21 protein-coding genes and 1 riboswitch are annotated in these 23,130 nt (G+C 69.5%); of the genes, 8 read left to right on the plus strand and 13 right to left on the minus strand.

Annotated features, from left to right (window positions below):
- On the minus strand, positions 1 to 384 hold the full coding sequence (gene apaG / locus AC6R2M_RS05380; protein WP_500486220.1) for a Co2+/Mg2+ efflux facilitator ApaG/CorD: 384 nt from the start codon (positions 382 to 384) through the stop codon (positions 1 to 3).
- Positions 385 to 497: 113 nt separating this feature from the next.
- Positions 498 to 1,688, minus strand: coding sequence for an O-succinylhomoserine sulfhydrylase (locus AC6R2M_RS05385; RefSeq protein ID WP_500486222.1), 1,191 nt, complete (start codon positions 1,686 to 1,688; stop codon positions 498 to 500).
- An 86-nt stretch (positions 1,689 to 1,774) separates the two neighbouring features.
- Positions 1,775 to 1,852: riboswitch (SAM riboswitch) on the minus strand.
- 301 nt (positions 1,853 to 2,153) lie between these two features.
- Here AC6R2M_RS05385 and AC6R2M_RS05390 point away from each other — a divergent pair.
- The 7 genes from AC6R2M_RS05390 to pssA all read left to right on the plus strand — a co-directional run bounded on the left by AC6R2M_RS05390 (position 2,154) and on the right by pssA (position 9,576).
- A complete protein-coding gene (locus AC6R2M_RS05390; protein ID WP_500486224.1) occupies positions 2,154 to 2,441 on the plus strand; it encodes a hypothetical protein in 288 nt (95 codons plus the stop codon).
- Complete coding sequence (locus AC6R2M_RS05395; RefSeq protein WP_500486226.1) at positions 2,441 to 2,824, plus strand: type II toxin-antitoxin system death-on-curing family toxin; 384 nt, start codon at positions 2,441 to 2,443, stop codon at positions 2,822 to 2,824. The genes AC6R2M_RS05390 and AC6R2M_RS05395 overlap by 1 nt, the downstream gene beginning before the upstream one ends.
- 150 nt (positions 2,825 to 2,974) lie before the next feature.
- A complete protein-coding gene (locus AC6R2M_RS05400; RefSeq protein WP_500486228.1) occupies positions 2,975 to 4,075 on the plus strand; it encodes a 2'-deoxycytidine 5'-triphosphate deaminase in 1,101 nt (366 codons plus the stop codon).
- A gap of 155 nt (positions 4,076 to 4,230) precedes the next feature.
- Positions 4,231 to 5,757 carry a LysM peptidoglycan-binding domain-containing protein gene (locus AC6R2M_RS05405; protein ID WP_500486230.1) on the plus strand — a complete coding sequence of 509 codons (1,527 nt, stop codon included), beginning with the start codon at positions 4,231 to 4,233 and terminating at the stop codon, positions 5,755 to 5,757.
- 124 nt (positions 5,758 to 5,881) lie between these two features.
- A complete protein-coding gene (locus tag AC6R2M_RS05410) occupies positions 5,882 to 7,840 on the plus strand; it encodes an ABCB family ABC transporter ATP-binding protein/permease (RefSeq protein ID WP_500486232.1) in 1,959 nt (652 codons plus the stop codon).
- A 153-nt stretch (positions 7,841 to 7,993) separates the two neighbouring features.
- Positions 7,994 to 8,761, plus strand: coding sequence for a phosphatidylserine decarboxylase (locus AC6R2M_RS05415; protein ID WP_500487503.1), 768 nt, complete (start codon positions 7,994 to 7,996; stop codon positions 8,759 to 8,761).
- On the plus strand, positions 8,761 to 9,576 hold the full coding sequence (gene pssA / locus AC6R2M_RS05420; RefSeq protein ID WP_500486234.1) for a CDP-diacylglycerol--serine O-phosphatidyltransferase: 816 nt from the start codon (positions 8,761 to 8,763) through the stop codon (positions 9,574 to 9,576). The genes AC6R2M_RS05415 and pssA overlap by 1 nt, the downstream gene beginning before the upstream one ends.
- Positions 9,577 to 10,191: 615 nt before the next feature.
- Here the strand turns inward: pssA and AC6R2M_RS05425 are convergent.
- From AC6R2M_RS05425 to AC6R2M_RS05475, 11 genes are all read right to left on the minus strand, one after another.
- The gene (locus tag AC6R2M_RS05425; protein WP_500486236.1) at positions 10,192 to 10,932 is read right to left on the minus strand and encodes an SDR family NAD(P)-dependent oxidoreductase; all 741 of its coding nucleotides are present in this window, start codon (positions 10,930 to 10,932) and stop codon (positions 10,192 to 10,194) included.
- Between the two features lie 158 nt (positions 10,933 to 11,090).
- A complete protein-coding gene (purF, locus tag AC6R2M_RS05430; protein WP_500486238.1) occupies positions 11,091 to 12,572 on the minus strand; it encodes an amidophosphoribosyltransferase in 1,482 nt (493 codons plus the stop codon).
- A 146-nt stretch (positions 12,573 to 12,718) separates the two neighbouring features.
- Complete coding sequence (locus AC6R2M_RS05435; RefSeq protein ID WP_500486240.1) at positions 12,719 to 13,339, minus strand: CvpA family protein; 621 nt, start codon at positions 13,337 to 13,339, stop codon at positions 12,719 to 12,721.
- Positions 13,340 to 13,423: 84 nt separating this feature from the next.
- A complete protein-coding gene (gene radA / locus AC6R2M_RS05440) occupies positions 13,424 to 14,821 on the minus strand; it encodes a DNA repair protein RadA (RefSeq protein ID WP_500486242.1) in 1,398 nt (465 codons plus the stop codon).
- Positions 14,821 to 15,963 (minus strand): alanine racemase, encoded by a 1,143-nt coding sequence (gene alr, locus AC6R2M_RS05445; protein WP_500486244.1) that lies wholly within the window; start codon positions 15,961 to 15,963, stop codon positions 14,821 to 14,823. Before alr ends, radA begins: the two co-directional genes overlap by 1 nt.
- 5 nt (positions 15,964 to 15,968) lie before the next feature.
- On the minus strand, positions 15,969 to 17,453 hold the full coding sequence (locus AC6R2M_RS05450) for a replicative DNA helicase (protein WP_500486246.1): 1,485 nt from the start codon (positions 17,451 to 17,453) through the stop codon (positions 15,969 to 15,971).
- A gap of 254 nt (positions 17,454 to 17,707) precedes the next feature.
- Positions 17,708 to 18,334: a 50S ribosomal protein L9 gene (gene rplI / locus AC6R2M_RS05455; RefSeq protein WP_500486248.1), complete on the minus strand. Its 627-nt coding sequence runs from the start codon at positions 18,332 to 18,334 to the stop codon at positions 17,708 to 17,710.
- 45 nt (positions 18,335 to 18,379) lie between these two features.
- Positions 18,380 to 19,345 carry a hypothetical protein gene (locus tag AC6R2M_RS05460; protein WP_500486250.1) on the minus strand — a complete coding sequence of 322 codons (966 nt, stop codon included), beginning with the start codon at positions 19,343 to 19,345 and terminating at the stop codon, positions 18,380 to 18,382.
- A 152-nt stretch (positions 19,346 to 19,497) separates the two neighbouring features.
- Complete coding sequence (gene rpsR / locus AC6R2M_RS05465) at positions 19,498 to 19,746, minus strand: 30S ribosomal protein S18 (protein WP_500486251.1); 249 nt, start codon at positions 19,744 to 19,746, stop codon at positions 19,498 to 19,500.
- A complete protein-coding gene (gene rpsF / locus AC6R2M_RS05470; RefSeq protein ID WP_500486253.1) occupies positions 19,747 to 20,193 on the minus strand; it encodes a 30S ribosomal protein S6 in 447 nt (148 codons plus the stop codon).
- A gap of 285 nt (positions 20,194 to 20,478) precedes the next feature.
- A complete protein-coding gene (locus tag AC6R2M_RS05475; RefSeq protein ID WP_500486255.1) occupies positions 20,479 to 21,075 on the minus strand; it encodes a DUF5330 domain-containing protein in 597 nt (198 codons plus the stop codon).
- A gap of 398 nt (positions 21,076 to 21,473) precedes the next feature.
- Here AC6R2M_RS05475 and AC6R2M_RS05480 point away from each other — a divergent pair, with 398 nt between their 5' ends.
- A complete protein-coding gene (locus AC6R2M_RS05480; protein WP_500486257.1) occupies positions 21,474 to 23,126 on the plus strand; it encodes a sensor histidine kinase in 1,653 nt (550 codons plus the stop codon).
- The last annotated feature ends 4 nt before the right edge of the window (positions 23,127 to 23,130 follow it).

A 23,130-nucleotide genomic window follows, 5' to 3' on the forward strand; every position in this document is an offset into this window, starting at 1 on the left:
TCAGTTCAGGCGCATCGGCGCCGAGGTCGGGGCGTCGAGCGAGAAGGCCGGGATGGCGACCTGGAAGCGGCTGCCGTCCGGCCGCTCCATCTCGTAGCTGCCGCACATGATCCCCGAGGGCGTGGTGAGCGGGCAGCCCGACGTGTAGGTGAAGCTGTCGCCGGGATCGAGGATCGGCTCCTCCCCGACGACGCCGGGGCCATGGACCTCTTCCACCCGGCCCGCCGCGTCGGTGATGCGCCAGTGGCGAGAGCGGAGCTGGACGGTCTCGTCCGAGGCGTTCTCGATCTCGATCGTGTAGGCGAAGAGCCAGCGCCCCTCCTGCGGCGAGGAGCGCTCCTTCAGGAAGGCCGGACGGACCCGGACGGCGATCCCTTCGGTCATCGCCTCGTAAAGGCTTCTCCCGAAGCACCCGAACCCTTCATCACACGACTTTCGACCCATAGGATGCGTCCTGCGTGCTTTCGTCTGTCCTTGCCGCCGCCGACCGTCCGTTGTCAGGCCGCCGACAGGGCGGCGGAGAAATCATCTAGCAGATCTTCGACGTCTTCCAGCCCCGCCGAGAAACGAAGAATGCCGTCCGTGATGCCGAGTTCGCCGCGCACCTCGGGCGTCAGGTTCTTGTGCGTGGTGGTCGCCGGATGGGTGATGAGGCTCTTGGCGTCGCCGAGATTGTTGGAGATCGTGACGATCTCCAGAGCGTCGGCGAAGCGGAAGGCGGCCTCCTTGCCGCCGGCCAGCTCGAAGGCGACCAGCGTCGAGCCGCCCGACATCTGCCGCGCGATCACCGCCGCGTCCGGATGGTCGGCGCGCCCGGGATAGAGGACGCGCTTCACCTTGGCGTCGCCGGCGAGCCGGTCCGCGATGCGCCCGGCGGTCGCCGTCTGCCGCTCGACCCGCAGCGCCAGCGTCTCCAGCCCCTTCAGCATGACCCAGGCGTTGAAGGGCGACATGCAGGGGCCCGTGTGGCGGAAATAGTCGTGGAGGTTGGCCTCGATCCATTCGGCCGAGGCGAGGACGACGCCGCCGAGACACCGGCCCTGGCCGTCGATATGCTTGGTGGTGGAGTAGACGACGACGTCCGCGCCGAGCTCCAGCGGCTTCTGCTGCAGGGGCGTGGCGAAGACGTTGTCGACGACGAGGATCGCGCCGGCCTCGTGGGCGATCCCGGCGACCGCCGCGATGTCCACGACCTCGAGCGTCGGATTGGTCGGGCTCTCCAGGAAGAAGAGCCGGGTCTCGGGCCGCACGGCGGCGCGCCAGGCGGAAAGATCGCGCCCGTCGACGAAGGTGCAGGTGACGCCCGCGCGGCCGAGGACGGTCTCGATCACGTAGCGGCAGGAACCGAAAAGCGCGCGCGCCGCCACGACGTGGTCCCCGGCCTTGACCGAGCAGACGAGCGCGCTCGCCACCGCCGCCATGCCGGAGGCCGTGGCGCGCGCGTCTCCGGCGCCCTCGAGCGCCATCATGCGCTCCTCGAACATGCGGACGGTGGGGTTGGCGTAGCGCGAATAGATGAAGCCGGGCTCCTCGCCCTTGAAGCGGGCTTCGGCGGCGGCGGCGGTGTCGTAGACGAAGCCCTGGGTCAGGAAGAGCGCCTCGGACAGTTCGCCGAACTGGGAGCGCATGGTTCCCGCGTGCACCAGCTGGGTGGCCGGCCGGATCTTTCGCCCTTCGCGGATCGCCATTCTCGTCCCTCCTTTGGCCCGCGCGGAGCGGGCATCACAGAAAAGCCGGCCGGGCGCTTCGCCGCAAGGCCGGTCTCGTGACGCGAGGTCTCGGAGGCACGGCCCTTTAGCGACTTGTTTTTCGTGGCTGCAAGCCGGCCGGCCAAATCACCACGTCATCGGGCGAGATATCTACTCCCGCGCCGGATCGGGGTCAACGGACGCGTTCACGGCGCCGGGAGCGTCCGCGCTGAAATCACACGACGTCCGGAGGGTTCAGTAGAACCGCCAGCCGGTTCCGCGCTCGCGTGGCGCCGCCTGTCTGCATCCTATATGATGGGTTCCGATCCGAACTCTGAGCCACGGAGGGCGAGAATGACTCTCAAGAGACGCTCCTCGTCTTCGAGGCAGGTAAGCCGTAAAGCACGACGGACATTCGGCATATCGCCGTCGGGGCGTATGAGGCAGCGAAAGATCGCGCGACGAATGCCGAAGGTTCAAATCGAGGACGAGAACGGGGTGATCTACGGATCCCGGTTGATCGAAGCGACCGATCAACTCGTTCGGGTTCAGATCGATACAGCCGCAATCGCGGGTCGGCCGCGACAGAATGCGGCCAATTCGGAAAAGAAGCCTTCCGCGCTAAAAGAGCCGGTTGATCGGGGCGGGCCTTCGAGAACGATCCAGTTCGCTCCGAAGGACGCCGCAATCGATCTCGGCCGGCGAATTGCCGAGAAGCGCGCGGCCCTGATGCGGTCTCTCGCGGACGCCTGATGCAGTTCCTGGGCGAGGAGGTCATCATGGCACTCCATGAGATCGCCCTCGAAATCGGGGAGAAGGGCAGGCCGGGCGTCTTCGATCGGAACAGCGTCTTGTCCGCCCTCTCTCGTCCGCAGAACGCCCACTTATACGATGACGAGGACGATCCCTGCGTGCTCGCCGCCAAACTCTGCTACGGGATCGCCAAGAACCACGGGTTCAACGATGCCAACAAGCGCACCGCGGCACTTGCGGCCGAAACGTTTCTCGCAGCGAACGACTTCACCCTGACCGCCCCCGACGATCTTTTCGAGGAGGCGATCCTCGCGATGGTGGCTGACGTCATCACGGAGGCCCAACTCGCTGACTGGTTCATGCGCTTCGTCAAACCCGGCTGACAGCTACGCATCGCGAACCGGCGCGGGCACTTTGCAAGTCAGGATGCGCGGACATGGCTTCGGGCCCCACGACGGGCGGGCCGTGTCGAGTTGCCGCTGCGCAGGCAAATGCTCTACAGGAAGCCCTTTGGCACCGGCGTCGAGGGGACGATGGCAGCAGGTATCCTCCCGGATCGGGACATCGCGCGTCTGTTCCAGACGGGGGCGCTCACCACCGAGCGTCCGCTCGACGAGGACCAGATCCAGCCGGCCAGCCTCGACCTGCGCCTCGGGCGCACGGCCTATCGCGTCCGCGCGAGCTTCCTGCCGGGGCCGTCGCGCACCGTCGCCTCGTCGCTGGAGCGCTTCTCGCTGCACGCCTTCGACCTGTCCCAGGGCGCGGTGCTGGAAATGGGCTGCGTCTACATCGTGCCGCTGATGGAAGGGCTGGCGCTGCCCGAGGGCCTGTCGGCGGCCGCCAACCCGAAATCCTCCACCGGCCGGCTCGACATCTTCACCCGGATCATCGCCGACCACGCGCAGGAATTCGACAAGATACCAGCCGGTTACAACGGCCCGCTCTTCATCGAGATCAGCCCGCGCACCTTCCCGATCCTGGTGCGGGCCGGCTCGCGGCTTTCCCAGCTCCGGCTTCGCGAAGGCCATGCGGGGATCGCCGGAGCGGAGCTTTCGGCCATCAACGAGGCCGAGCGCCTGACCAACGCCAGCGGCGCCAACATCACCGACAGCGGCATCGCGCTCTCGGTCGATCTGGCGGGCGACGAGAACGGCCTCGTCGGCTATCGCGGCAAGCGCCACACCGGTGTCGTGGACGTCGATCGGCGCGACGCCCATAGCGTCGCGGACTTCTGGGAGCCGCTGCACCGGACAGCGACCGGCGAGCTCGTGCTCGACCCGGACGAGTTCTACATCCTCGTCTCCAAGGAAGAGGTCCACGTTCCGCCGGACTTCGCCGCGGAGATGACGCCCTTCGACCCGCTGGTGGGCGAGTTCCGCGTCCATTACGCCGGGTTCTTCGATCCGGGCTTCGGCCACAGCGAGGCCGGCGGCAGCGGCGCGCGGGCCGTTCTGGAAGTGCGCAGCCACGAGGTGCCCTTCATCCTAGAGGACGGGCAGATCGTCGGGCGCCTGGCCTATGAGCGCATGGCGGCGCGGCCGGAGCGGCTGTACGGGCTCGACCGGTCGTCCAACTATCAGGCGCAGGGCCTCAAGCTCTCCAAGCATTTTCGCGCGCTCGGCGGCCGTCGATAGGGCGACGGGCCGGAGCGGCAAGGGGCTTGCTTGTTGAGGCCCGCACGCTTCGCTAAGACACGGAAGGGGATGGCGACGGGCGCCCTCCCGCCGGTTTGGGCCTGTCCATGAAGAAGCTGATCGTCGGTTCCGGGGTGGCGGCGGGAGTCGTGGTCGTGGGTGTTCTTGCCGGCTACTGGCACTTCGCCGGCCTGCTGCCCGAACGACAGGTCTTCGCGGAAGGCTCCGCGCCAGAAGAGACCGCGCAGCCCGAGCCCGGGCCGTCTGTGGCATTCGAAGTCGAGGCGCCGCCCGCGCCCGAGACCGCCGAAGCCGCGCCGGACGAGCCGGACGCCGGCTCACCGGCGCCGGACGCTCCCGCGACGGCCGATGCCCCGAGCTTCGAGCTCCTGCGCGTCGAGCCGGACGGCTCGGCCGTGATCGCGGGCCGCGCGGCGCCCGGCAGCGAGGTGAAGCTTCTGAGCGGCGGCGAGGTGATCGCGAGCGAGCGCGCCTCCGAAGCGGGCGATTTCGCCATGGCGCTGACGGACCCGCTGGTCGTCGGCGAGCACGAGCTGACCTTGCAGACCGAGGACGAGGCGGGCGAGGCGACGGAATCGGCCGAGGCCGCCATCGTCAGCGTTCCCGACACCGGCCGCGAGGAGGAGCTTCTGGTGGCGCTCGGCGCACCCAACGAGCCGACGCGCATCCTGCAGCGCCCGGCTCTGGCCGAGGCGGCCGCACCGTCGAGCGAGCCTGCCGCAGCGCCGGACGCGAACGAGGCCGGGCCCGAGGCCCCCGCCGCCGAGGCCGCGGCGACGGCAGCGCAGGAAATCGACCGGACGGTCGGCAGCGCCCTGTCCATCGCCGCCGTCGAGATCGAGCGCGACCGCATCTATGTCGCCGGAACGACGCGCCCCGGCGGGCGCGTCCGCGTCTATGTGGACGACGAGTTCCTGGCCGAAGGGCAGGAGACCGGCAAGGAGTTCATCGCCGAGGGACGGGCGGAGGTGAGCGTCGGGTCGCACCGCGTGCGCGCCGACGAGATCGGCCCGGACGGCTCCGTGGTGGCCCGCGTCGAGGTGCCGTTCGACCGGCCGGAGGGCGAGAGCATGGCCGCGCTGGCGCCCGGCATTCGCGGCGCGGAACCGGCGCAGGAGCGCGAGGCGCCCGCAGTCGAGGCCGAGGAGGCGGTCGTGGCGCAACCGCCCGCCGATCCCGAACCGACGACCGAGGCGCCTTCGACATCTGTCACAGAACCGGCCCCGACCGCGCCTTCGACGGCGAACGTCGCGTCCGAAACCCCGGACGCGCCGGAGCCCGCTGCCGCCTCCGGCAACGCGGAGGCGCCGGCCGTCGATGTCGCGCCCGTGCAGCCGGACGCGGCACGGCCGGCGGAGGCCGCCGTCGCCGCATCCGAACCGGTGCCGGAAGCGCCGTCGCGCGGGGCGGTCGACGAGGGCGCGGGCCCGGTCGAAGGTCTTCGTACGCAGGCGGCCCTGGAGCCCGTGGACGGTCGCGTCATCATCCGGCGCGGCGACACGCTGTGGCGCATCTCGCGCGACACCTACGGGCTCGGCCGGCGCTACACCGTCATCTACCTCGCCAATGGCGACCAGATCCGCGACCCCGACCTGATCTATCCCGGACAGGTGTTCCGCCTGCCGGAGGAGACGGACGGGGAGACGTCCGAACTGCGCTGATCGCGCGGGCGACCTCATGAGGGTCGAGGGCGCGTCGAACCGCGACGATGACCGGCGGTTGCGGATGCTTTAGAAGGGTTCCAAGCGGCGACGCCGCACCCTTCGCGCATCGAGCCCCGACCCCTTGTCCGACACCGCTCCGACCGTCTCCGCCGAATCCGGCGCGACCTTCCGCACGCTGAAGAACCTGTGGCCCTACATGTGGCCGGAGGGGCGGCCCGATCTGAAGGCGCGCGTCCTCTGGGCGAGCTTCTATCTCGTCGTCGCCAAGCTCCTGACCGTCGCGATCCCCTATTTCTACAAATGGGCGACCGACTCGCTCGACGTCTCGGCCGGGCCTCTGCCCGGCTGGCTGCCGCTGGCGCTGACGGGCGCCGTCACGCTCGTCGTCGCCTACAATGTGGTGCGGGTCGTCTCGGTCGGCTTCAACCAGCTGCGCGACGCGCTCTTCGCCTCGGTCGGGCAATATGCGGTGCGGCGGCTCGCGCTGCGCACCTTCCGGCACATGCACGAGCTGTCGCTGCGCTTCCATCTGGAGCGCCGCACGGGCGGCCTGTCGCGCATCATCGAGCGCGGCACCAAGGGCATCGAGACGATCGTGCGCTTCGCCGTGCTCAACACGGTGCCGACGCTGCTCGAATTCGCGCTGACGGCGGCGATCTTCGCTGTCGCCTACGGCCTCTCCTACGTCGCGGTGATCGCGGCGACGGTCTTCCTCTACGCCTGGTTCACGGTGAAGGCCTCCGACTGGCGCATCGGCATCCGGCGCGAGATGAACGATTCCGACACCGAAGCGAACACCAAGGCGATCGACTCGCTGCTCAATTTCGAGACGGTCAAGTATTTCGGCAACGAGGAGATGGAGGCCAGGCGCTTCGACGCCTCCATGGCGCGCTACGAGAGCGCCGCCACCCGCACCTGGACCTCGCTCGGCTGGCTGAACTTCGGGCAGGGCGTGATCTTCTCGGCCGGCATGGGCGCGGTGATGGTGATGAGCGCGCTGGAGGTGCAGGCGGGCACGCAGACGCTCGGCGACTTCGTCTTCATCAACGCCATCATGATGCAGCTCTCGATCCCCTTGAACTTCATCGGTTTCGTCTATCGCGAGATCCGGCAGGGCCTGACCGACATGGAGACCATGTTCAGGCTCCTCGACGTGCGCCGGGAGATCGTGGACGCGCCGGACGCGCCGGATTTGAATGTGCCGTCCGGGGCGATCCGCTTCGAGGACGTGCGCTTCGCCTACGACCCGGACCGGCAGATCCTGAAGGGCATCTCCTTCGAGGTGCCGCCGGGCCGAACCGTCGCGATCGTCGGGCCCTCGGGGGCGGGCAAGTCGACCATCTCGCGGCTGCTCTTCCGCTTCTACGAGCCGCAGGGCGGGCGCATCACGATCGACGGGCAGGACATCTCGGCGGTGCGCCAGGAGAGCTTGCGCGCGGCGATCGGCATCGTCCCGCAGGACACGGTCCTCTTCAACGACACCATCGCCTACAACATCCGCTACGGGCGGACGGGAGCGAGCGAGGAGGAGGTGCGGCGCGCCGCGACGCTGGCGCAGGTCGGCCCCTTCATCGAGAGCCTGCCGCAGGGCTATTCCACCATGGTCGGCGAGCGCGGCCTCAAGCTTTCGGGCGGCGAGAAGCAGCGCGTGGCCATCGCGCGAACGCTCCTGAAGGCGCCGCCGATCCTGATCCTCGACGAGGCGACCTCTGCGCTCGACACCCACACCGAGCAGGAGATCCAGTCGGCGCTCGATCTGGTCTCGAAGGACCGCACGACGCTGACCATCGCGCACCGGCTTTCGACCATCGTTGATGCGGACGAGATCCTGGTTCTGAAGGCCGGCGAGATCGTCGAGCGCGGCTCGCACCGGGAACTGATGGCGGCGGGCGGGCTCTATGCCGAGATGTGGGCCATGCAGCGCGAGGCGACCGAGGCGGAGGAGGCGCTGGCGCGCGTTCGCCGGCAGGACGCGGCGGGCGTCGTGGAGCGGCGGCGCGTCAACGATCCCGGCCATCCGAAGGGCGAAGCGGCGGCGGACGGAGCGGCCGCGGAGGAACCCGAGCCGCCGACGCCTTGAAGCCGGCCCCATTGGCGCGTAGGTCGCCTGTAGCATCAGGCTTTCCGAAAATCGGAGTCGATTTTCGGAAAGCCTGATGCGTAGAATCAAAGAGATGCAGCGACCTTCGTGCGTCCGAAAGGACGCACGGCGCTCCAGCATCGAAATGGCATCGTGCCGTCGGGCGACCGAAAGGCCCGGCGGCGCTCGAAGCGACGATCTTTTGAAAGGCGACACCCTCCGATGGACATGATCCAGTCGATCCGCAACGTGCTCGTGCCGGTCCACCGGCAGGGCTGGCCCTTCGTTCTGGCCTTCCTCGTCGCCGCGGTGCTGCTCGGCCTCCTGTGGGAACCGCTGTTCTGGCTCGGTCTGATCCTGACGCTCTGGTGCGCCTATTTCTTCCGCGACCCCGAGCGCGTGACGCCGCAGGCCGACCATGTCGTGGTGAGCCCCGCCGACGGCCGCGTCTCGCTGGTCGGCCCCGTCGTGCCGCCGGCCGAGCTTCTGCTCGGCGACGGCCCACGCCTGCGCATCTCGATCTTTATGAACGTCTTCGACTGCCACATCAATCGCGCGCCCGTTCAGGGGCGCGTGGAGCGGATCGTCTATCGCGAGGGCAAGTTCCTGAACGCCGAGCTCGACAAGGCGAGCGAGGAGAACGAGCGCTCCTCCATGGTGCTGGCGAGCCCGCACGGAGAGGTCGGCGTCGTGCAGATCGCGGGCGCGGTCGCGCGCCGCATCGTGCCCTTCGCGCAGGCCGGCGACCATCTGAAGGCCGGCGAGCGCTTCGGCCTCATCCGCTTCGGCTCGCGGCTCGACGTCTATCTGCCCGAGGGCGCCGCGCCGCGCGTCGCGGAAGGGCAGACCGCCTATGCGGGCGAGACGGTCATCGCCGAATTCGGCGAGGGCCTGTCGGCCTGGACCTATCGGAGGGACTGATGGGGGCGTTCGACGTGGAGGACGGCCGCAAGGACCAGGGCGAGCCCGCATCGCCAGCCCCGCGCGGGCGCATTCCCATCCGGCAGATCGTGCCGAACCTCATCACCATCCTGTCGATCTGCGCCGGGATGACCGGCATCCGCTTCGCCTTCGAGGGCCGGATCGAGCTGGCGGTGATCCTCGTCCTCGGCGCGGCCTTCCTCGACGGGATCGACGGGCGCATCGCCCGCCTCGTCAACGGGCAGAGCCGCTTCGGGGCGGAGATGGATTCGCTTGCCGACATCGTCAATTTCGGCGTCGCCCCGGCCCTTCTGCTCTACGCCTTCACGCTCCACGACGCGGGCGCGATCGGCTGGACGGCGGCGCTGCTCTATGCGGCCGGCTCGGCGCTGCGCCTGGCGCGCTTCAACACCATGCTGGACGAGCCGAACAAGCCGGCCTGGAAGAGCGCCTATTTCGTCGGCGTGCCGGCGCCGGCCGGCGCCGCTCTCTCGCTGCTGCCGATCTATCTGGGGCTGACCGGTGACCAGACGGGCTTCCCCCAGCTCACGGCGGCCGTGGCGGCGGTCTATCTCGTCGTCGTCGGCCTCCTGATGGCGAGCCGCATTCCCACCTATTCCGGCAAGACGGTCACCATTCCGCTGCGCCGCGAATGGGTGGTGCCGATCATGCTTCTGGTGGTGTTCTACATCGCCATGCTGCTGGCCTTCCCGTGGCAGACGCTGACGCTTTCGGTCCTCGCCTATTTCGCCACCATCCCGCTCTCGATCCGCTCGTACAGGCAGGCGAAGCACCGGGCGCGGGTGGAGGGGTAAGATCGCGCTTCCGGCGTAGCAGAGGCAGGCGCCATTCCTCTCCCCTTGGGGAGAGGGTGGCCCGAAGGGCCGGGTGAGGGCCTTCAGCCGGAGCGTTGCGAGGCCCGAACGCCGAGCCTGATGATGCCCTCATCCCCCTGCCGGGACCTTCTCCCGCGAGCGGGAGAAGAATGCAGCTGCGAGGCCGTGCTTCCACGAGCTCATAGCCGGTGGATCGGTGCCGAAAGAGGCTCCATTCCTCTCCCCCTGGGGAGAGGGTGGACGGCGCGAAGCGACGGCCGGGTGAGGGCCCGAAGCGCGCCATGCGATAAGGTGCGCGCCTGTCCCCCTCATCCGCCTGCCGGCACCTTCTCCCCACGGGGGAGAAGAATGCGGTTGCGAGGCCGTGCTCCCACGAGCTCATCGCTGGTGGATCGGTGCCGAAAGAGGCTCCATTCCTCTCCCCTTGGGGAGAGGGTGGCCCGAAGGGCCGGGTGAGGGCGTGCAGCCGCGACGCTTCGGAACACAGCGAACGCCGGGCTTTCGAAGCCCTCATCCCCCTGCCGGGACCTTCTCCCGCGAGCGGGAGAAGAATGCAGCTGCGATGCCGAGTTCTTTCTCGAGCCGTTGTAGAGCCTACTCGGGGTCGCGGTAGGTGAGGAAGCGGTTCTGGCGCACGTCGAAGAGGCGGCCGGTCTGCGTGCAGCTCGCCGACAGGAGCGGCAGGATCCGCGCCGCGACGCTTTCCGCCGAGGGCAGGGTGGACGGGTCCTCGCCCGGCATGGCGAGCGCGCGCATGGCCGTGCGGGTGCCGCCGGGGTTCACCGAGTTGACGCGAAGCGGCAGGGTCTGCGTCTCGTTCGCCCAGGACTTCACCAGCGCCTCGCAGGCCGCCTTGGTGGCCGCGTAGAGGCTCCAATAGGCCTTGGCCGAATGGGCCGCGCCCGAGGAGAGGACGACGGCGCGACCGGCGTCCGAGGCGCGCAGCAGCGGGTCGGTCGTGCGGATCAGCCGCCAGGTGGAATCGACGTTGAGGCGCATGGTCTTGTCGAAGACCTTCGCCTGGATGTGCCCGATGGGCGCGAGCACGCCGAGCGCGCCGGCATTGGCGACGAGAATGTCGAGCTTGCCCCAGCGCTCGTGGATGGCGCCGCCCAGCCGGTCGATGCCCTCCATGTCGAGAAGGTCGAGCGGGACCAGCGTCGCCGAGCCGCCCGCGGCCTTGATCTCGTCGTCGAGCTCCTCCAGCCCGCCGACGGTGCGCGCCACGGCGACGACATGCGCGCCGCCCGCCCCGAGGGCCTTGGCGAGCTGGTAGCCGATGCCGCGCGATGCGCCGCTGACGAGCGCGACGCGCCCCGAAAATTCCCCTGCCATTCCCACGAACTCTCGGCCGGTGTTTCCTTTCGGCCGCTCGGGACCGTTCGCAAAGCCCTTAGACCGTTTCCGATGGTCTTGCGAACACCGAAAACGGTTCAGCTTCTCTCATGCAGCATCGTCCTGCAGCCGAACCGATCCGCTTCGGCTGGAGATGCCTAGCCGTTGCCGGCCATGAGGGCGAGGCGGCGGACATTGTGATGCGTCGTCGCCTCGCGGTCGGTGAGGCGCGTCGGGTAGTCGCCGGTGAAGTAGTGGTCGGTGAACTGCGGACGGGCCGGGTCGCGCGGCTTGCCGCCGACCGCCGTGTAGAGCCCGTCGATCGACAGGAACTGCAGGGAATCGGCGCCGATGAACCGGCACATGGAGGCGAGGTCCTCGTGCTGGTTGGCGAGGAGGTTCTCCGCCTCCGGCGTGTCGATGCCGTAGAAGTCCGGATGGTAGATCATGGGCGAGGCGACGCGGATGTGCACCTCGCTTGCCCCCGCGTCGCGGATCATCCGCACGATCTTGAGCGAGGTCGTGCCGCGCACGATCGAATCGTCGATGAGGACGACGCGCTTGCCCTCGATCATGGCGCGATTGGCCGAGTGCTTGAGCTTCACGCCGAAGGCGCGGATCTGCTGCGTCGGCTCGATGAAGGTGCGCCCGACATAATGGTTGCGGATGATGCCGAGCTCGAACGGAATGCCGCTCTCCTGCGCGAAGCCTATCGCGGCGGGCGTGCCGCCGTCCGGCACGGGCACGACGACGTCGGCCTCCACCGGAGCCTCCTGGGCGAGGTTCCGGCCCATGTTCTTGCGCGCGACATAGACCGAGCGGCCGCCCACGACGGAATCCGGCCGGGCGAAATAGACGTACTCGAACAGGCAGATGCGCTCGGGCCGCTTCACCTGCGCCTTGCGCGCGTCGATCGTCACCGAACCGTCGGGCTGGAGCTCGCAGATCACGACCTCGCCGTTCTCGACGTCGCGCACGAATTTGGCGCCGATGATGTCGAGCGCGCAGGTCTCCGAGCAAAAGATCGGCTTGCCGTCGAGCTCGCCCATGACGAGCGGGCGCACGCCGTTGGGGTCGCGCGCGGCGATGAGCTTGGTGCGCGTCAGCGCCAGCATGGCGTAGCCGCCTTCCACCTGCGCGACCGCGTCGGCGAAGCGCTCGCCGGAGGAGCCGAGCTTGGAGCGGGCGATGAGATGGAGCACGACCTCGGTGTCGGAGGTCGACTGGCAGATGGCGCCCGACGCGATGAGGTTGCGCCGCAGCGTCAGCCCGTTGGTGAAGTTGCCGTTGTGGGCGATCGCGATGCCGCCCTCGTTCAGCTCCGCGAAGAGCGGCTGGACGTTGCGCAGGATCGTCTCGCCCGTCGTCGAGTAGCGCACGTGGCCGATCGCCATGTGGCCGGGCAGGCGGGCGAGGGTGGCCGGATCGGTGTAGTGGTCGCCGACGAGGCCCATGCGGCGTTCAGAATGGAACTGCGAGCCGTCGAAGCAGACGATGCCCGCCGCCTCCTGCCCGCGATGCTGAAGGGCGTGGAGCCCCAGCGCCGTCAGCGTCGTCGCGTCGGGATGGCCGAGGATACCGAAGACGCCGCACTCCTCGTGGAGCGTGTCGTCGTCGAGGCTGAAAGACGCGTCGTCCATGGGTCGCTCGCTCAGCCCCTCTTCACGAAAGGGGCGCCAGATGGAGATCGGGTTCCGGTCGGAACCGGACAGATGTGCATCCTAGAAGAAGCATACCAGACGCGGAGCGCCCGCGGCTGTCAGATTTCGGACCGGAGCGCGTCCGGTCAGTTGGCGGGCGAGCCCGCCGGGGGCTCGTCGGCCGCCTCGATCGCATCCTCCACGCTCTGCGGCGCGCCGGGCGTGCCGGCCGCGGTCCCGGCCGGGGCCGCGTCGTCGCCGCGTCCGATGCGCTCCATGATGGTGCGCTCCGGGTCGTCCGGCAGGGCGGCGAGGAGGCGGTTGCCGAGATCGTCGAGCATGGGCTTGGACTGAGCGCCCGCGACCCAGGCCGGCTGGTTCTCCGGCGTCAGCCAGTTGAAGAAGACGATGGCGACGACGACGAGGAGGAGACCGCGCGCGGCGCCGAATAGGAAACCGAAGGTCCGGTCGATCGGCCCGATGCGGCTGTCGATGATGAAATCCGCGATGCGCAGCGTGATGAAGGAGACGATGATCAGCGCGACCAGGAAGACGGCGAGGGCGGCGGCGGCCATCGCGGCGGTTTCGGACGCGATGTAGTTCTGCGCGTAGGGGGCGACGAAGGGGTAGAAGGCGTAGGCGGCCAAGGCCGCGGCGACCCAGGAGACGATCGACAGGATCTCGCGGGAGAAGCCCCGGACCATCGCCAGGATGGCCGAGACCAGCATGATCCCGATCAGAATCAGGTCGAGGAGGGTGACGGTCATTCCGGTCCTTGGCTCGTTCGAACGGCGGCGCGCGTCTGGCTGTGATGCGATGGAACTGTCTTACACTCGCGGATGCGGCGAAAATCAAGCATCGGATGCTTCCATCCGCCCCGCGACCCGCGCCACGAGGTCCGCAAGCGTCTCGATCTCGGCGCTGGACAGGGTCTTGGCCGCCGGAACGTCGCCGCTCGCGGCCGGCAGGACCGCCTGTCCGAAGCCGAGCTTTTCGGCCTCCTTCAGCCGCTGGCCGGCATGGGCGACCGGCCTGACGGCGCCGGAGAGCGAGATTTCGCCGAAATAGACCCCGTCCGCCGGCAGAGCCTTGCCCGAGAGCGACGAGACGAGGGCGGCGGCGACGGCGAGGTCGGCGGCGGGCTCGGAGATGCGGTAGCCTCCCGCGACGTTCAGATAGACGTCGTGCTGGCCGAGGCGGACCCCGCAATGAGCCTCCAGGACGGCCAGCACCATGGCGAGGCGCGGAGCGTCCCATCCCAGGACCGAGCGGCGCGGGGTGCCGAGCGCGGAGGGGGCGACGAGCGCCTGGATCTCGACGAGAACCGGGCGCGTGCCCTCCATGCCGGCGAAGACGGCGGCACCGGGCGCCGTCTCGTTGCGCTCGCCGAGGAAGAGCTCGGACGGGTTCTGCACCTCGCGAAGGCCCGAATCGCCCATCTCGAACACGCCGATCTCGTCGGTCGCTCCGAAGCGGTTCTTGACCGTCCTGAGGATGCGGTAGTGGTGCCCGCCTTCGCCCTCGAAATAGAGCACCGCGTCGACCATGTGCTCGACCACGCGCGGGCCGGCGATCTGCCCCTCCTTCGTCACGTGGCCGACGAGGATGACGGCCGCGCCCGAGGATTTGGCGTAGCGGATCAGCGCCTGCGCGCCCGCGCGGACCTGCGTGACGGTGCCCGGCGCCGATTCGGCGATGTCGGTCCAGACCGTCTGGATGGAATCGATGATGACGAGGTCGGGCCGGCGCTCCGAGGCGAGCGTGGCGAGGATGTCCTCGACATTGGTCTCGGCCATGAGCTGCACGTCGGTGTCGGAGGCCTTGAGCCGTTGCGCTCGAAGGCGGACCTGCGCGACCGCCTCCTCGCCCGAGACGTAGACGACCTTGTTGCCCCTGCGGGCCAGCGCGGCGGCGGCCTGCATCAGGAGAGTCGACTTGCCGATGCCCGGATCGCCGCCGACGAGGAGCGCCGAGCCGCGCACGAAGCCGCCGCCCGTCACCCGGTCGAGCTCGGACAGGCCGGAGACGATGCGCGGCGCTTCCTCGGTTTCGCCGGAAAGGGGGACGAGCGTCGCGACACGCCCTTTCCGGCGCCCGCGCGAGGGCGCCGCCGGACCGCCGCCGATGCCGCCCGACTCGTTCTCCTCGACGATGGTGTTCCACTCGCCGCAGGCGTCGCAGCGGCCCTGCCAGCGGTTGGTGACCGCGCCGCAGTTCTGGCAGACGAAGGTGGCCTTGGCGCGCGCCATCAGACCCAGCGGCGCTGGACGCGCGATCCGAGCGAGGTGAGAAGCTCGTAGGCGATGGTGCCCGAGCGCTGGGCGACCTCGTCGACGGGCACGTTGGCGCCGAAGACCTCCACCGTGTCGCCCGGCTTCAGCGCGTCCTCCGGCAGGCCGGAGACGTCGATCATGGTCATGTCCATCGACACGCGGCCGATGACGGGAGCCCGGCGGCCGGCGGCGAACATCTCGGGCGGCTTGCCCGCGCCCCGCGCGGCCGTCGAGCCGGAGGCCGAGCGGATGTAGCCGTCGGCATATCCGATGCCGATCGTGGCGACGCGCCCGGCCTTCTCCATGCGCTGGGTGGCGGCGTAGCCGACGGGCTCGCCCTTCTTCACCTTGGCGATCTGGAGAACGTGGGCGTTGAGGGTGACGACGGGGCGGATCGCGCCGCCGTCCTCGATGCCGTCCCGCCCGCCATAGAGCGCGATGCCCGGCCGCGTCAGGTCGAAATGATATTTGGCGCCCCGGAAGATGGCGGCGGAATTGGCGAGCGAGCGCCCGACATAGGCGAAGGGCTTGGTCACCTGATGGAAGCGCTCGAGCTGCTCGTCGCTCTGCCCGGAATAGAGGATGTCGGCGCTGGCGAGGTGGCTCATCACCAGAGCGATGTCGAGCTGGCCTTCCTTCGACAGGCGCGCGGCCTTCTTGGCCTCCGCCTCGTCGAGGCCGAGCCGGTGCATGCCGGTCTCGAACTGCAGCGCGCAGGGGCCGGGCAGGTGGCCCTTGGCGCTTTCGCGCCAGATCGCGATGTCGTCGGGCGTGGAGAGGACGGGGACCAGCCTGTGCTCGCGTGCCAGCCGCGCGGCTTCACCGTCGAGACCCTGGAGCACGAAGATGCGGGCGTTCTTGCCGGCCATGGCCTCCCGGACGACGGCGCCCTCCTCGGCCCAGGCGACGAAGAAGTCGCGGCAGCCGGCGCCGAAGAGCGCCTTGGCGGTGGTGACGGCGCCGAGCCCGTAGCCGTCCGCCTTGACGGCGGCGCCGGTGCGGGCGCGCTCGGCGACGGTGGCGAGCGAGCGCCAGTTCGACTTCAACGCCCATGCGTCGATCGTGACGAAGGGGCGCCGGCCGGTGGCGGGTTCGGCGAAGACGGCGGGCACGCTCATGATGGCTACTCGAAACGCTCCGGCAGATGGCTGTCTTCGGCGAGGTCGGTGAAGCGCGTGAACTCGGCCTGGAAGGCGAGGGGGACGGTGCCCGTGGGGCCGTGGCGCTGCTTGGCGATGATGACCTCGGCCTTGCCGCGCGCCTCGTTCATGGCCTGCTGCCATTTCAGATGCTCGTCGGTGCCGGCCTTCGGCTCCTTGGACTGCAGATAGTATTCGTCACGATACACGAACATGACGACGTCCGCGTCCTGCTCGATCGAGCCGGACTCGCGAAGGTCGGCGAGCTGGGGGCGCTTGTCGTCGCGGTTCTCGACCTGACGCGAGAGCTGGGAGAGCGCGATGATCGGGACCTGAAGCTCCTTGGCCAGCGCCTTCAGACCCGTCGTGATCTCGGTGATCTCCTGCACGCGGTTCTGCGCGTTCTTGGCCGAGCCCTGCATCAGCTGGACGTAGTCGATGACCATGACGTCGAGCCCGCGCTGGCGCTTGAGGCGCCGGGCGCGTGCGGCGAGCTGCGCGATGGAGATGCCGCCCGTCTGGTCGATGTAGAGCGGCGCGCGCTGCATCATCTCGGTGCAGGCGACGAGCTTGGAATATTCCGCGTCCGTGATGTTGCCGCGCCGGATCTTGGAGGAGGAGACCTCCGACTGCTCGGAGATGATGCGGGTGGCGAGCTGCTCGGCGCTCATTTCGAGCGAGAAGAAGCCGACGACGCCGCCGTTCTTGGCCTTGAAGGTGCCGTCGGCCTGCTCCGCCGGCTCGTAGGCGGCGGCGATGTTGAAGGCGATGTTGGTGGCGAGCGACGTCTTGCCCATGGCCGGGCGGCCCGCGAGGATGATGAGGTCGGAATGCTGGAGGCCGCCGAGCCGGCGGTCCAGCTCGCGGATGCCGGAGGAGATGCCCGACAGGCCGCCGTCCCGGTCCTTGGCCGCGCCCGCCATCTCGATCGCCAGCGCCATGGCGTCGGTGAAGGACTGGAAGCCGCCGTCGTAGCGGCCGGTCTCGGCCAGCTCGAACAGGCGTCGCTCGGCGTCCTCGATCTGCTGCTTGGGCCCGGAATCCAGCGGCGCGTCGTAGGCGACGTTGACCATGTCCTCGCCGATGCGGATCAGCGAGCGGCGCAGGGCCAGATCGTAGATCGCCCGGCCGTAGTCGGCGGCGTTGATGATGGTCGTCGCCTCGGCCGCGAGGCGGGCGAGATACTGCGCGACGTTCATGTCGCCGACGCGGTCGTTGGCGGCCAGGAACGTCTTGATCGTCACCGGATTGGCGATGCGCCCCATCCGGATCATCTCGGAGGTCTTGGCGAAGATTTCCCGGTGCAGCGGCTCGAAGAAATGGTCCGGCTTCAGGAAGTCGTGGACGACGTAATAGGCGTCGTTGTTGACGAGGATCGCGCCGAGAAGAGCCTGCTCGGCCTCGACATTGCCGGGGGCCTCGCGGCTGATCGGGGAGTCGTCCTCAAACTTGCGGGCCGCCTCGGCCATGGCGCCAATCTCCGAACATTCGCAGGCAAAGGGAGCGGCGCGCCGGGCGGGCGCCGAATGCACCGTTCTAGCCCGTCCGGGCCTCGATGCCATCTCCGTGAGCGTGCGGAGGTCTTACCGCCAGGCGGGGTGCGCGTCCACAGCCGGGACGGGACAACGGTCGAGATGCGGCGTCGCCGACGAAGAAGGGCCCGGCCGCCGAGCGGCCGGACCCTTCGCATGGGGACAGACTGTGGAGAGCCTGTGGACGGGGATCAGCGACCCTCGTCGGCGCCCTCGGTGCCCTCGTCGTCGGCGCGGGCCGGGCGGTCCTCGCCCTCGTCCTCGTCGTACATGGCGCCGCCCAGATCCTCGGCGCGCAGCGCGTCCTCGTCATAGCCGTAGATGGCGTCGGCCGAGGTCAGGGTCTCGCCCTGCGCCTGGCGCTCGGCCTCGTCCTGCGAACGGGCGATGTTCAGCTCGATCTGGATCGAGACCTCGGCGTGGAGCGCGATCGTGACCTTGTGCAGGCCGATGGTCTTGATCGGCTGGTTCAGCTCGACCTGGTTGCGGCCGACCTGGAAGCCCTCGGCCTTCAGGAGGTCGGAGATGTCGCGCGCCGAGACCGAGCCGTAGAGCTGGCCCGTCTCGCCCGCGGAGCGGACGACGACGAAGCTCTTGCCGTCGAGCGTCTCGCCGATCGCGCCGGCCTCCTTCTTGCGCTCCTCGTTGCGGGCGACGAGCTCGGCCTTCTGCGACTCGAACTTGGAGCGGTTGGCCTCGTTGGCGCGAAGGGCGCGGCCCGTCGGCAGGAGGTAGTTGCGGGCGTAGCCGTCGCGCACGCGCACGGTGTCGCCGAGGGCGCCGAGGCGGGCGATGCGTTCGAGAAGGATGACGTCCATGTCGATGGTTCCTTGATGGATGGAAAGGTCTGGTTGGCAGTCGGACTAGCGGGTCCCGCCGGCGCCGGGAGCCGGGCGCGCGGTGGCGAAGACGCCGTAGAGGAGGAAGACGAAGAGCGGGAACGTCAGGACGACGATCGCGAAATAGACGGTGAAGAGCAGGAGCCCGCGCGCGGCGCGACCGCGCGACCGCTGGTGGAAGGCGGCGAGCCCGACGAGCGTGAAGGCCATGCCAAGCGCGCCCGCCACGACCGCTCCCAGAAGCCCGAGCGTGCCGCCCAGGAAGGAGGCCGCCAGCGAGATCGCGAAGACCGGCAGGGCGACGCGCGGCAGGCTCGTCTGCGAGGGCACGTCGTCGCGCGGGCGCTGGAGGCGGCCCGACATGCGCGTGACGGCGGCGGCGAGATACAGCGTCGCCACGAGGTTCATGACGAAGACGGCGGGCTGCACGAAGGGCACGATGCCGACGACGAGCTGGGCAAGGTCCTCCAGCTGCTCGGGCGTGGCGTCGATGGCCGGGCCGCCGGGCGCGGTCAGCGCCTCGCGCAGGATCGGCGCCATGGTCTCCTGGTCGAAGCCGACCAGCCAGCCGATGACGATGGTTCCGCCGGCGGCCAGGAGCGCGATGGCGAAGAGGATGCGCTCGACCGGATACCAGTCGAGCGGGATCTGCCCGCCGTCGTTGGCCGGCTCGATGGCGCGGCCCGTGCGCTCCTCGCGCGGGCGGGCGAGGCCGCAGAGATGACCGACGACCGCCGCGGGCACGGCGACGGAGGCGAGAAGGACGAGCGCGGTGGCCGGCGTCTCGGAAATGAGGCCGATGAGAAGCGCGCTCGCGGCGGCCGCGACGAAGCCGGGAACGCTGCCCCAGCCGAGCGAGGCGATCAGGATGGGAATGGGGGCGGCGAGAGACAGGCCGAGCGCCATCGGGGACTGGGTGACCAGACCGGCGAAGAGAAGTGCGCTTGCGAGGCCGGCGGCGACGCCGACGAAGAGGCCTTGGGGTGTCATCGTCTACTGTTTCGCTGTCCTGCGGGTGTCGCAGTTAGGGGCGGCTCGATACGAGCGCTCGGCCCCAACTCGGCTGAAGAAGGCTTCCGGCGGGCGCCGAGCGGCGCCGGAAGGCACGCGGCGCAGGAGATGCGCCGCGTGCGAAGTCGATCCTACTTGAGGATATAGGGCAGGAGGCCCAGGAAGCGCGCGCGCTTGATCGCCTTGGCGAGCTCGCGCTGGTTCTTCTGGGAGACCGCCGTGATGCGGGACGGAACGATCTTGCCGCGCTCGGAGATGTAGCGCTGCAGGAGACGGACGTCCTTGTAGTCGATCTTCGGCGAATCGCCGGTGCCGAACGGGTCGGACTTGCGACGGCGGTGGAACGGCCGGCGGGTCGGGAGCTGTGCGATGTCGACCATTTACGCGGCCTCCTCGGAGCGGTCACGGCGCGGGCGATCGTCGTCGCGACGCGGACGGTCGTCGTCACGGCGCGGACGGTCGCCGCCCGGACGGTCGCCATCGCGGCCGCGGCGCGGACGGTCGTCGCGCTTCTGCATCATGGCCGACTGGCCCTCGTCGTGCTCCTCGACCTTGATGGTCATGTAGCGCAGGATGTCCTCGTTGAAGCGCATCTGGCGCTCCATCTCCTGGACAGCCGCCGCCGGAGCGTCGATGTTCATGAGGGTGTAGTGCGCCTTCCGGTTCTTCTTGATCCGGTAGGTGAGGGTCTTCAGACCCCAGTTCTCGACCTTGCCGACCTTGCCGCCATTGGCCTCCAGAATGCCGCGCAGGCTCTCAACGAGCTGCTCGACCTGCTGGGCGCCGACGTCCTGCCGTGCAAGGAAAACGTGTTCGTAGAGCGCCATGAGCGTTCTCGCCTTCCTTATCTGACCTTCGTCTTCGCGTCGCCCTTCGCCCCGGCGGCAAGCCTCTGCGACTCTCCGAAGAAGCCCCTGGAGGGGCCGTCGGGAAAGGCGCGTCAGTGAGACAGTCGAGAGCGGGGACACGGGAAGGGGCGCCGTTTCGGGCGTCTCTCGCGCGAGTTGGAATCGCGCGCTTCCGTTCAGCCCCCGGCCGGGACGACGGCGTTGACGGGGTCTCCATAGAGGAGACGCCCGGCTCTGGCAAGGCGCGCCGGTGGATAAGGCGGTTCAGGAGCGCGGGGCCGGGGTCGGGACGGCCGGGCGGGCGGGGAGGGCCGCCTGAATGGGGATCGAGCCCTGGGGGCGCGGCGCGGCCGCGCTCTCCGAGGTGCTTTGACGGACGGGCATGGCGAAGGGCGCGTCGGCGGCGACCGTGCGACGCACGCGCTCGGCGGCGATGGCGGCGGTCTGCATGGGATCGGCCGCCGGAGACGACGGCGCGGCCGGAGGGGACGCCGTCCGGCGCGGCGGGGTGTAGGGCGAAGGCCCGGCCGGGGCGGCGGCGCTCGGCGCGGTGGATGCGGCCGGGGGCGTCCCCGCGACCCGGGTCTCATCGCCGGGGAAGGCGCGGCCGTGGATCGCGGCATACCCGAAGGCGAGGCCGTCGCCGACGCGCGCCGCCACATAGGAGCCCACGTCGCGCCCGGCTTCGCAGGCGGCGGGCGCCCGCTCGCAGAAGCCGCCCATGTCCGACAGCGCGGCCTGGGCCCCGACGAAGGCGCCGAAATAGTTCACGCCCTCGCGCTCGGTGTCCTCGCCTCCGAAGGAGGGAAGGAAGAACGCGATGAGCGCGATCCAGAAGCCCATCTTGAGAAGAAAGCGCATGTCGCCCTCGGCCGAACCCGTCGAACTCCGCCGGTCGTTTCGCCCGGCTTGGAGGAAGGAATGCGAGCGGGCGCGGTAAGGCTGCCTTGTACGCCGCGGCGGAATTCGATTCAAATTCTCACGATCGCGCCCCGGCGCCCGGCCGACACCTCCGCGCCGCGTCGGAACCCCCGCCAGATCAGGCGTTTGGCGCCGGAGCGCTTTCGTTAAACATAAACTCAAATCGGATCGGCCGGACCCGCCAAAGGGCTCGCAGGAGGCCGTTTTGCCACAGGCTCGCCCCGAGACTTAGCCTCCGGTTAACGGCCGTTTATGCCTTCCTTAAACGCTTCCCCCGCAACATCCGAACCGAACCCGAATGGCCCAGTCCGGCCTTTTGCGCGAGCGACCAGGATCCGATGCTGCGAGCCAAGAGGCAGAGCGAAGAACGAGCGGAAGGGGGGACCGGTCCCGCCCTGCCGCCGCTCGGCGACCTCTTCGACAGCTATGTCTGCCGGGACGTCGAGAGCCCGGACGAGCGGCGCGCGCAGGCCGTCGCGATCGGCGGACTCGTGGCCGGCGGGATCGTCGCCGCCGGAGCCTCGCCGCTCGCCTTCATCCTTGGCCTCGGCCCGGCCGGCGTGCTGGCCGCGACCCTGACCGGCGGCGCGCTGCTGGCCTCGGCCGCCTTCGTCTCGGCGACGGCACGGCTGAACACGACCCTGGCCGCGCTCCTCGCGACGCTGGCCGGCTCGGCCGGCGCGGCGATCCTCGCGGGCGGCGCCTTCTCCATCCTCGGCGGAGCCGGGCTCCTCGCCTCGGCCGCCGGCTCGCTCCTTCTGGGGCGCCGGCTGGGACGCGGACGTGCCGCGCGGACAAAGGCGGCGATGCCTGAGAGCGCCGGCCAGCGCGCCGAACGCCTCCTGACCGGCCCGCTCCTGCGCTTCGACGCCACCGGGCGGCTGACGGACGCACCGGAGGATGCGGACCAGCCCTTCGGCCTGCCCGGCCCGAACGGCGCGGTGATCGTCGACCGCATCCACGTGCTCGACCGGGTCGCCTTCCTGGAAGCCTTCGCCGATCTTCGGCGCGGAGCCCCGACGGCGGAGCTGGAGCTGCGCGTTTCGACGCCGGCCGGGCAGCGCCAGCTGGCGCTGCGCCTCGCGGCCGTGACGGGACCGGACGGCGAGGTGACCGAGGTGCTGGGGCTGGCGCGCGACCTGACCGAGGAGCGCGAGGCGACGCACGAGCTGACCCGCACGCTGACCCACGCGCAGGGCGCCTCGGAGGCCAAGAGCCGGTTCCTGGCCGCCATCAGCCACGAGCTGCGGACGCCGCTGAACGCCATCATCGGCTTCGCCGACATTCTGGAGCAGGAGTATTTCGGCGGCTTCGAAAGCCCGCGCCAGAAGGAATATGTCGGGCTGATCGGCCGCTCGGGCGACCATCTGCTCCAGGTCGTCAACGGCCTGCTCGACCTCTCCAAGATCGAGGCGGGACACTACGAGATCGCGCCCGAGACCTTCGCGCCGCGCGAGGCGATGGAGAACGCGGCGGCGATGGTGCGCGGCGAGGCGGAGGCCAAACGGCTCGTCCTCATCGTGCAGGAGCCGGAGGACGAGCTGCCGTTCCGCGCCGACCGCCGGGCCTTCCACCAGATCCTCCTCAACCTCCTCTCCAATGCGGTGAAGTTCACCGACGAGGGCTGCGTGCGCATCTCCGCCCGCCGCGAGGGTCATCTGCAGATCGTCGAGGTCGAGGATTCGGGCATCGGCATCGCCGCCTACGATCTGGCGCTGGTGGCCCAGCCCTTCGCCCGTGTCGGCGCGTTGCAGGACCGGCCCGGAACCGGGCTCGGCCTGTCGCTCGCCAAGGGCCTGTGCGAGCTGCACGGCGGGACGCTGACGCTGGAAAGCCGGCCGGGACACGGAACGATCGTGATCGTCTCGATCCCGGACGAGTGCGCGGCCATTGGCCAAGACAATTTCAAGGAAAAGATCGTAAGCCTGACCGATGCCCGAAAGAAGACCGTCATCCTCCCCTCGTCGCCGGCCGGCCGCCGCACGGCCTAGCCGC

Source organism: Aureimonas sp. CAS (assembly GCF_059838215.1).

Bases quoted from the DNA above. Each gene is read 5' to 3' on its own strand.
- AC6R2M_RS05425 (WP_500486236.1), bottom strand. From the start codon at position 10,932: ATGGCAGGGGAATTTTCGGGGCGCGTCGCGCTCGTCAGCGGCGCATCG.
- AC6R2M_RS05395 (WP_500486226.1), top strand. From the start codon at position 2,441: ATGCAGTTCCTGGGCGAGGAGGTCATCATGGCACTCCATGAGATCGCC.
- AC6R2M_RS05390 (WP_500486224.1), top strand. From the start codon at position 2,154: ATGCCGAAGGTTCAAATCGAGGACGAGAACGGGGTGATCTACGGATCC.
- AC6R2M_RS05450 (WP_500486246.1), bottom strand. From the start codon at position 17,453: ATGGCCGAGGCGGCCCGCAAGTTTGAGGACGACTCCCCGATCAGCCGC.
- AC6R2M_RS05475 (WP_500486255.1), bottom strand. From the start codon at position 21,075: ATGCGCTTTCTTCTCAAGATGGGCTTCTGGATCGCGCTCATCGCGTTC.
- AC6R2M_RS05460 (WP_500486250.1), bottom strand. From the start codon at position 19,345: ATGACACCCCAAGGCCTCTTCGTCGGCGTCGCCGCCGGCCTCGCAAGC.
- purF (WP_500486238.1), bottom strand. From the start codon at position 12,572: ATGGACGACGCGTCTTTCAGCCTCGACGACGACACGCTCCACGAGGAG.
- rpsF (WP_500486253.1), bottom strand. From the start codon at position 20,193: ATGGCGCTCTACGAACACGTTTTCCTTGCACGGCAGGACGTCGGCGCC.
- rpsR (WP_500486251.1), bottom strand. From the start codon at position 19,746: ATGGTCGACATCGCACAGCTCCCGACCCGCCGGCCGTTCCACCGCCGT.
- apaG (WP_500486220.1), bottom strand. From the start codon at position 384: ATGACCGAAGGGATCGCCGTCCGGGTCCGTCCGGCCTTCCTGAAGGAG.
- AC6R2M_RS05400 (WP_500486228.1), top strand. From the start codon at position 2,975: ATGGCAGCAGGTATCCTCCCGGATCGGGACATCGCGCGTCTGTTCCAG.
- AC6R2M_RS05435 (WP_500486240.1), bottom strand. From the start codon at position 13,339: ATGACCGTCACCCTCCTCGACCTGATTCTGATCGGGATCATGCTGGTC.
- rplI (WP_500486248.1), bottom strand. From the start codon at position 18,334: ATGGACGTCATCCTTCTCGAACGCATCGCCCGCCTCGGCGCCCTCGGC.
- pssA (WP_500486234.1), top strand. From the start codon at position 8,761: ATGGGGGCGTTCGACGTGGAGGACGGCCGCAAGGACCAGGGCGAGCCC.
- radA (WP_500486242.1), bottom strand. From the start codon at position 14,821: ATGGCGCGCGCCAAGGCCACCTTCGTCTGCCAGAACTGCGGCGCGGTC.
- AC6R2M_RS05480 (WP_500486257.1), top strand. From the start codon at position 21,474: ATGCTGCGAGCCAAGAGGCAGAGCGAAGAACGAGCGGAAGGGGGGACC.
- alr (WP_500486244.1), bottom strand. From the start codon at position 15,963: ATGAGCGTGCCCGCCGTCTTCGCCGAACCCGCCACCGGCCGGCGCCCC.
- AC6R2M_RS05385 (WP_500486222.1), bottom strand. From the start codon at position 1,688: ATGGCGATCCGCGAAGGGCGAAAGATCCGGCCGGCCACCCAGCTGGTG.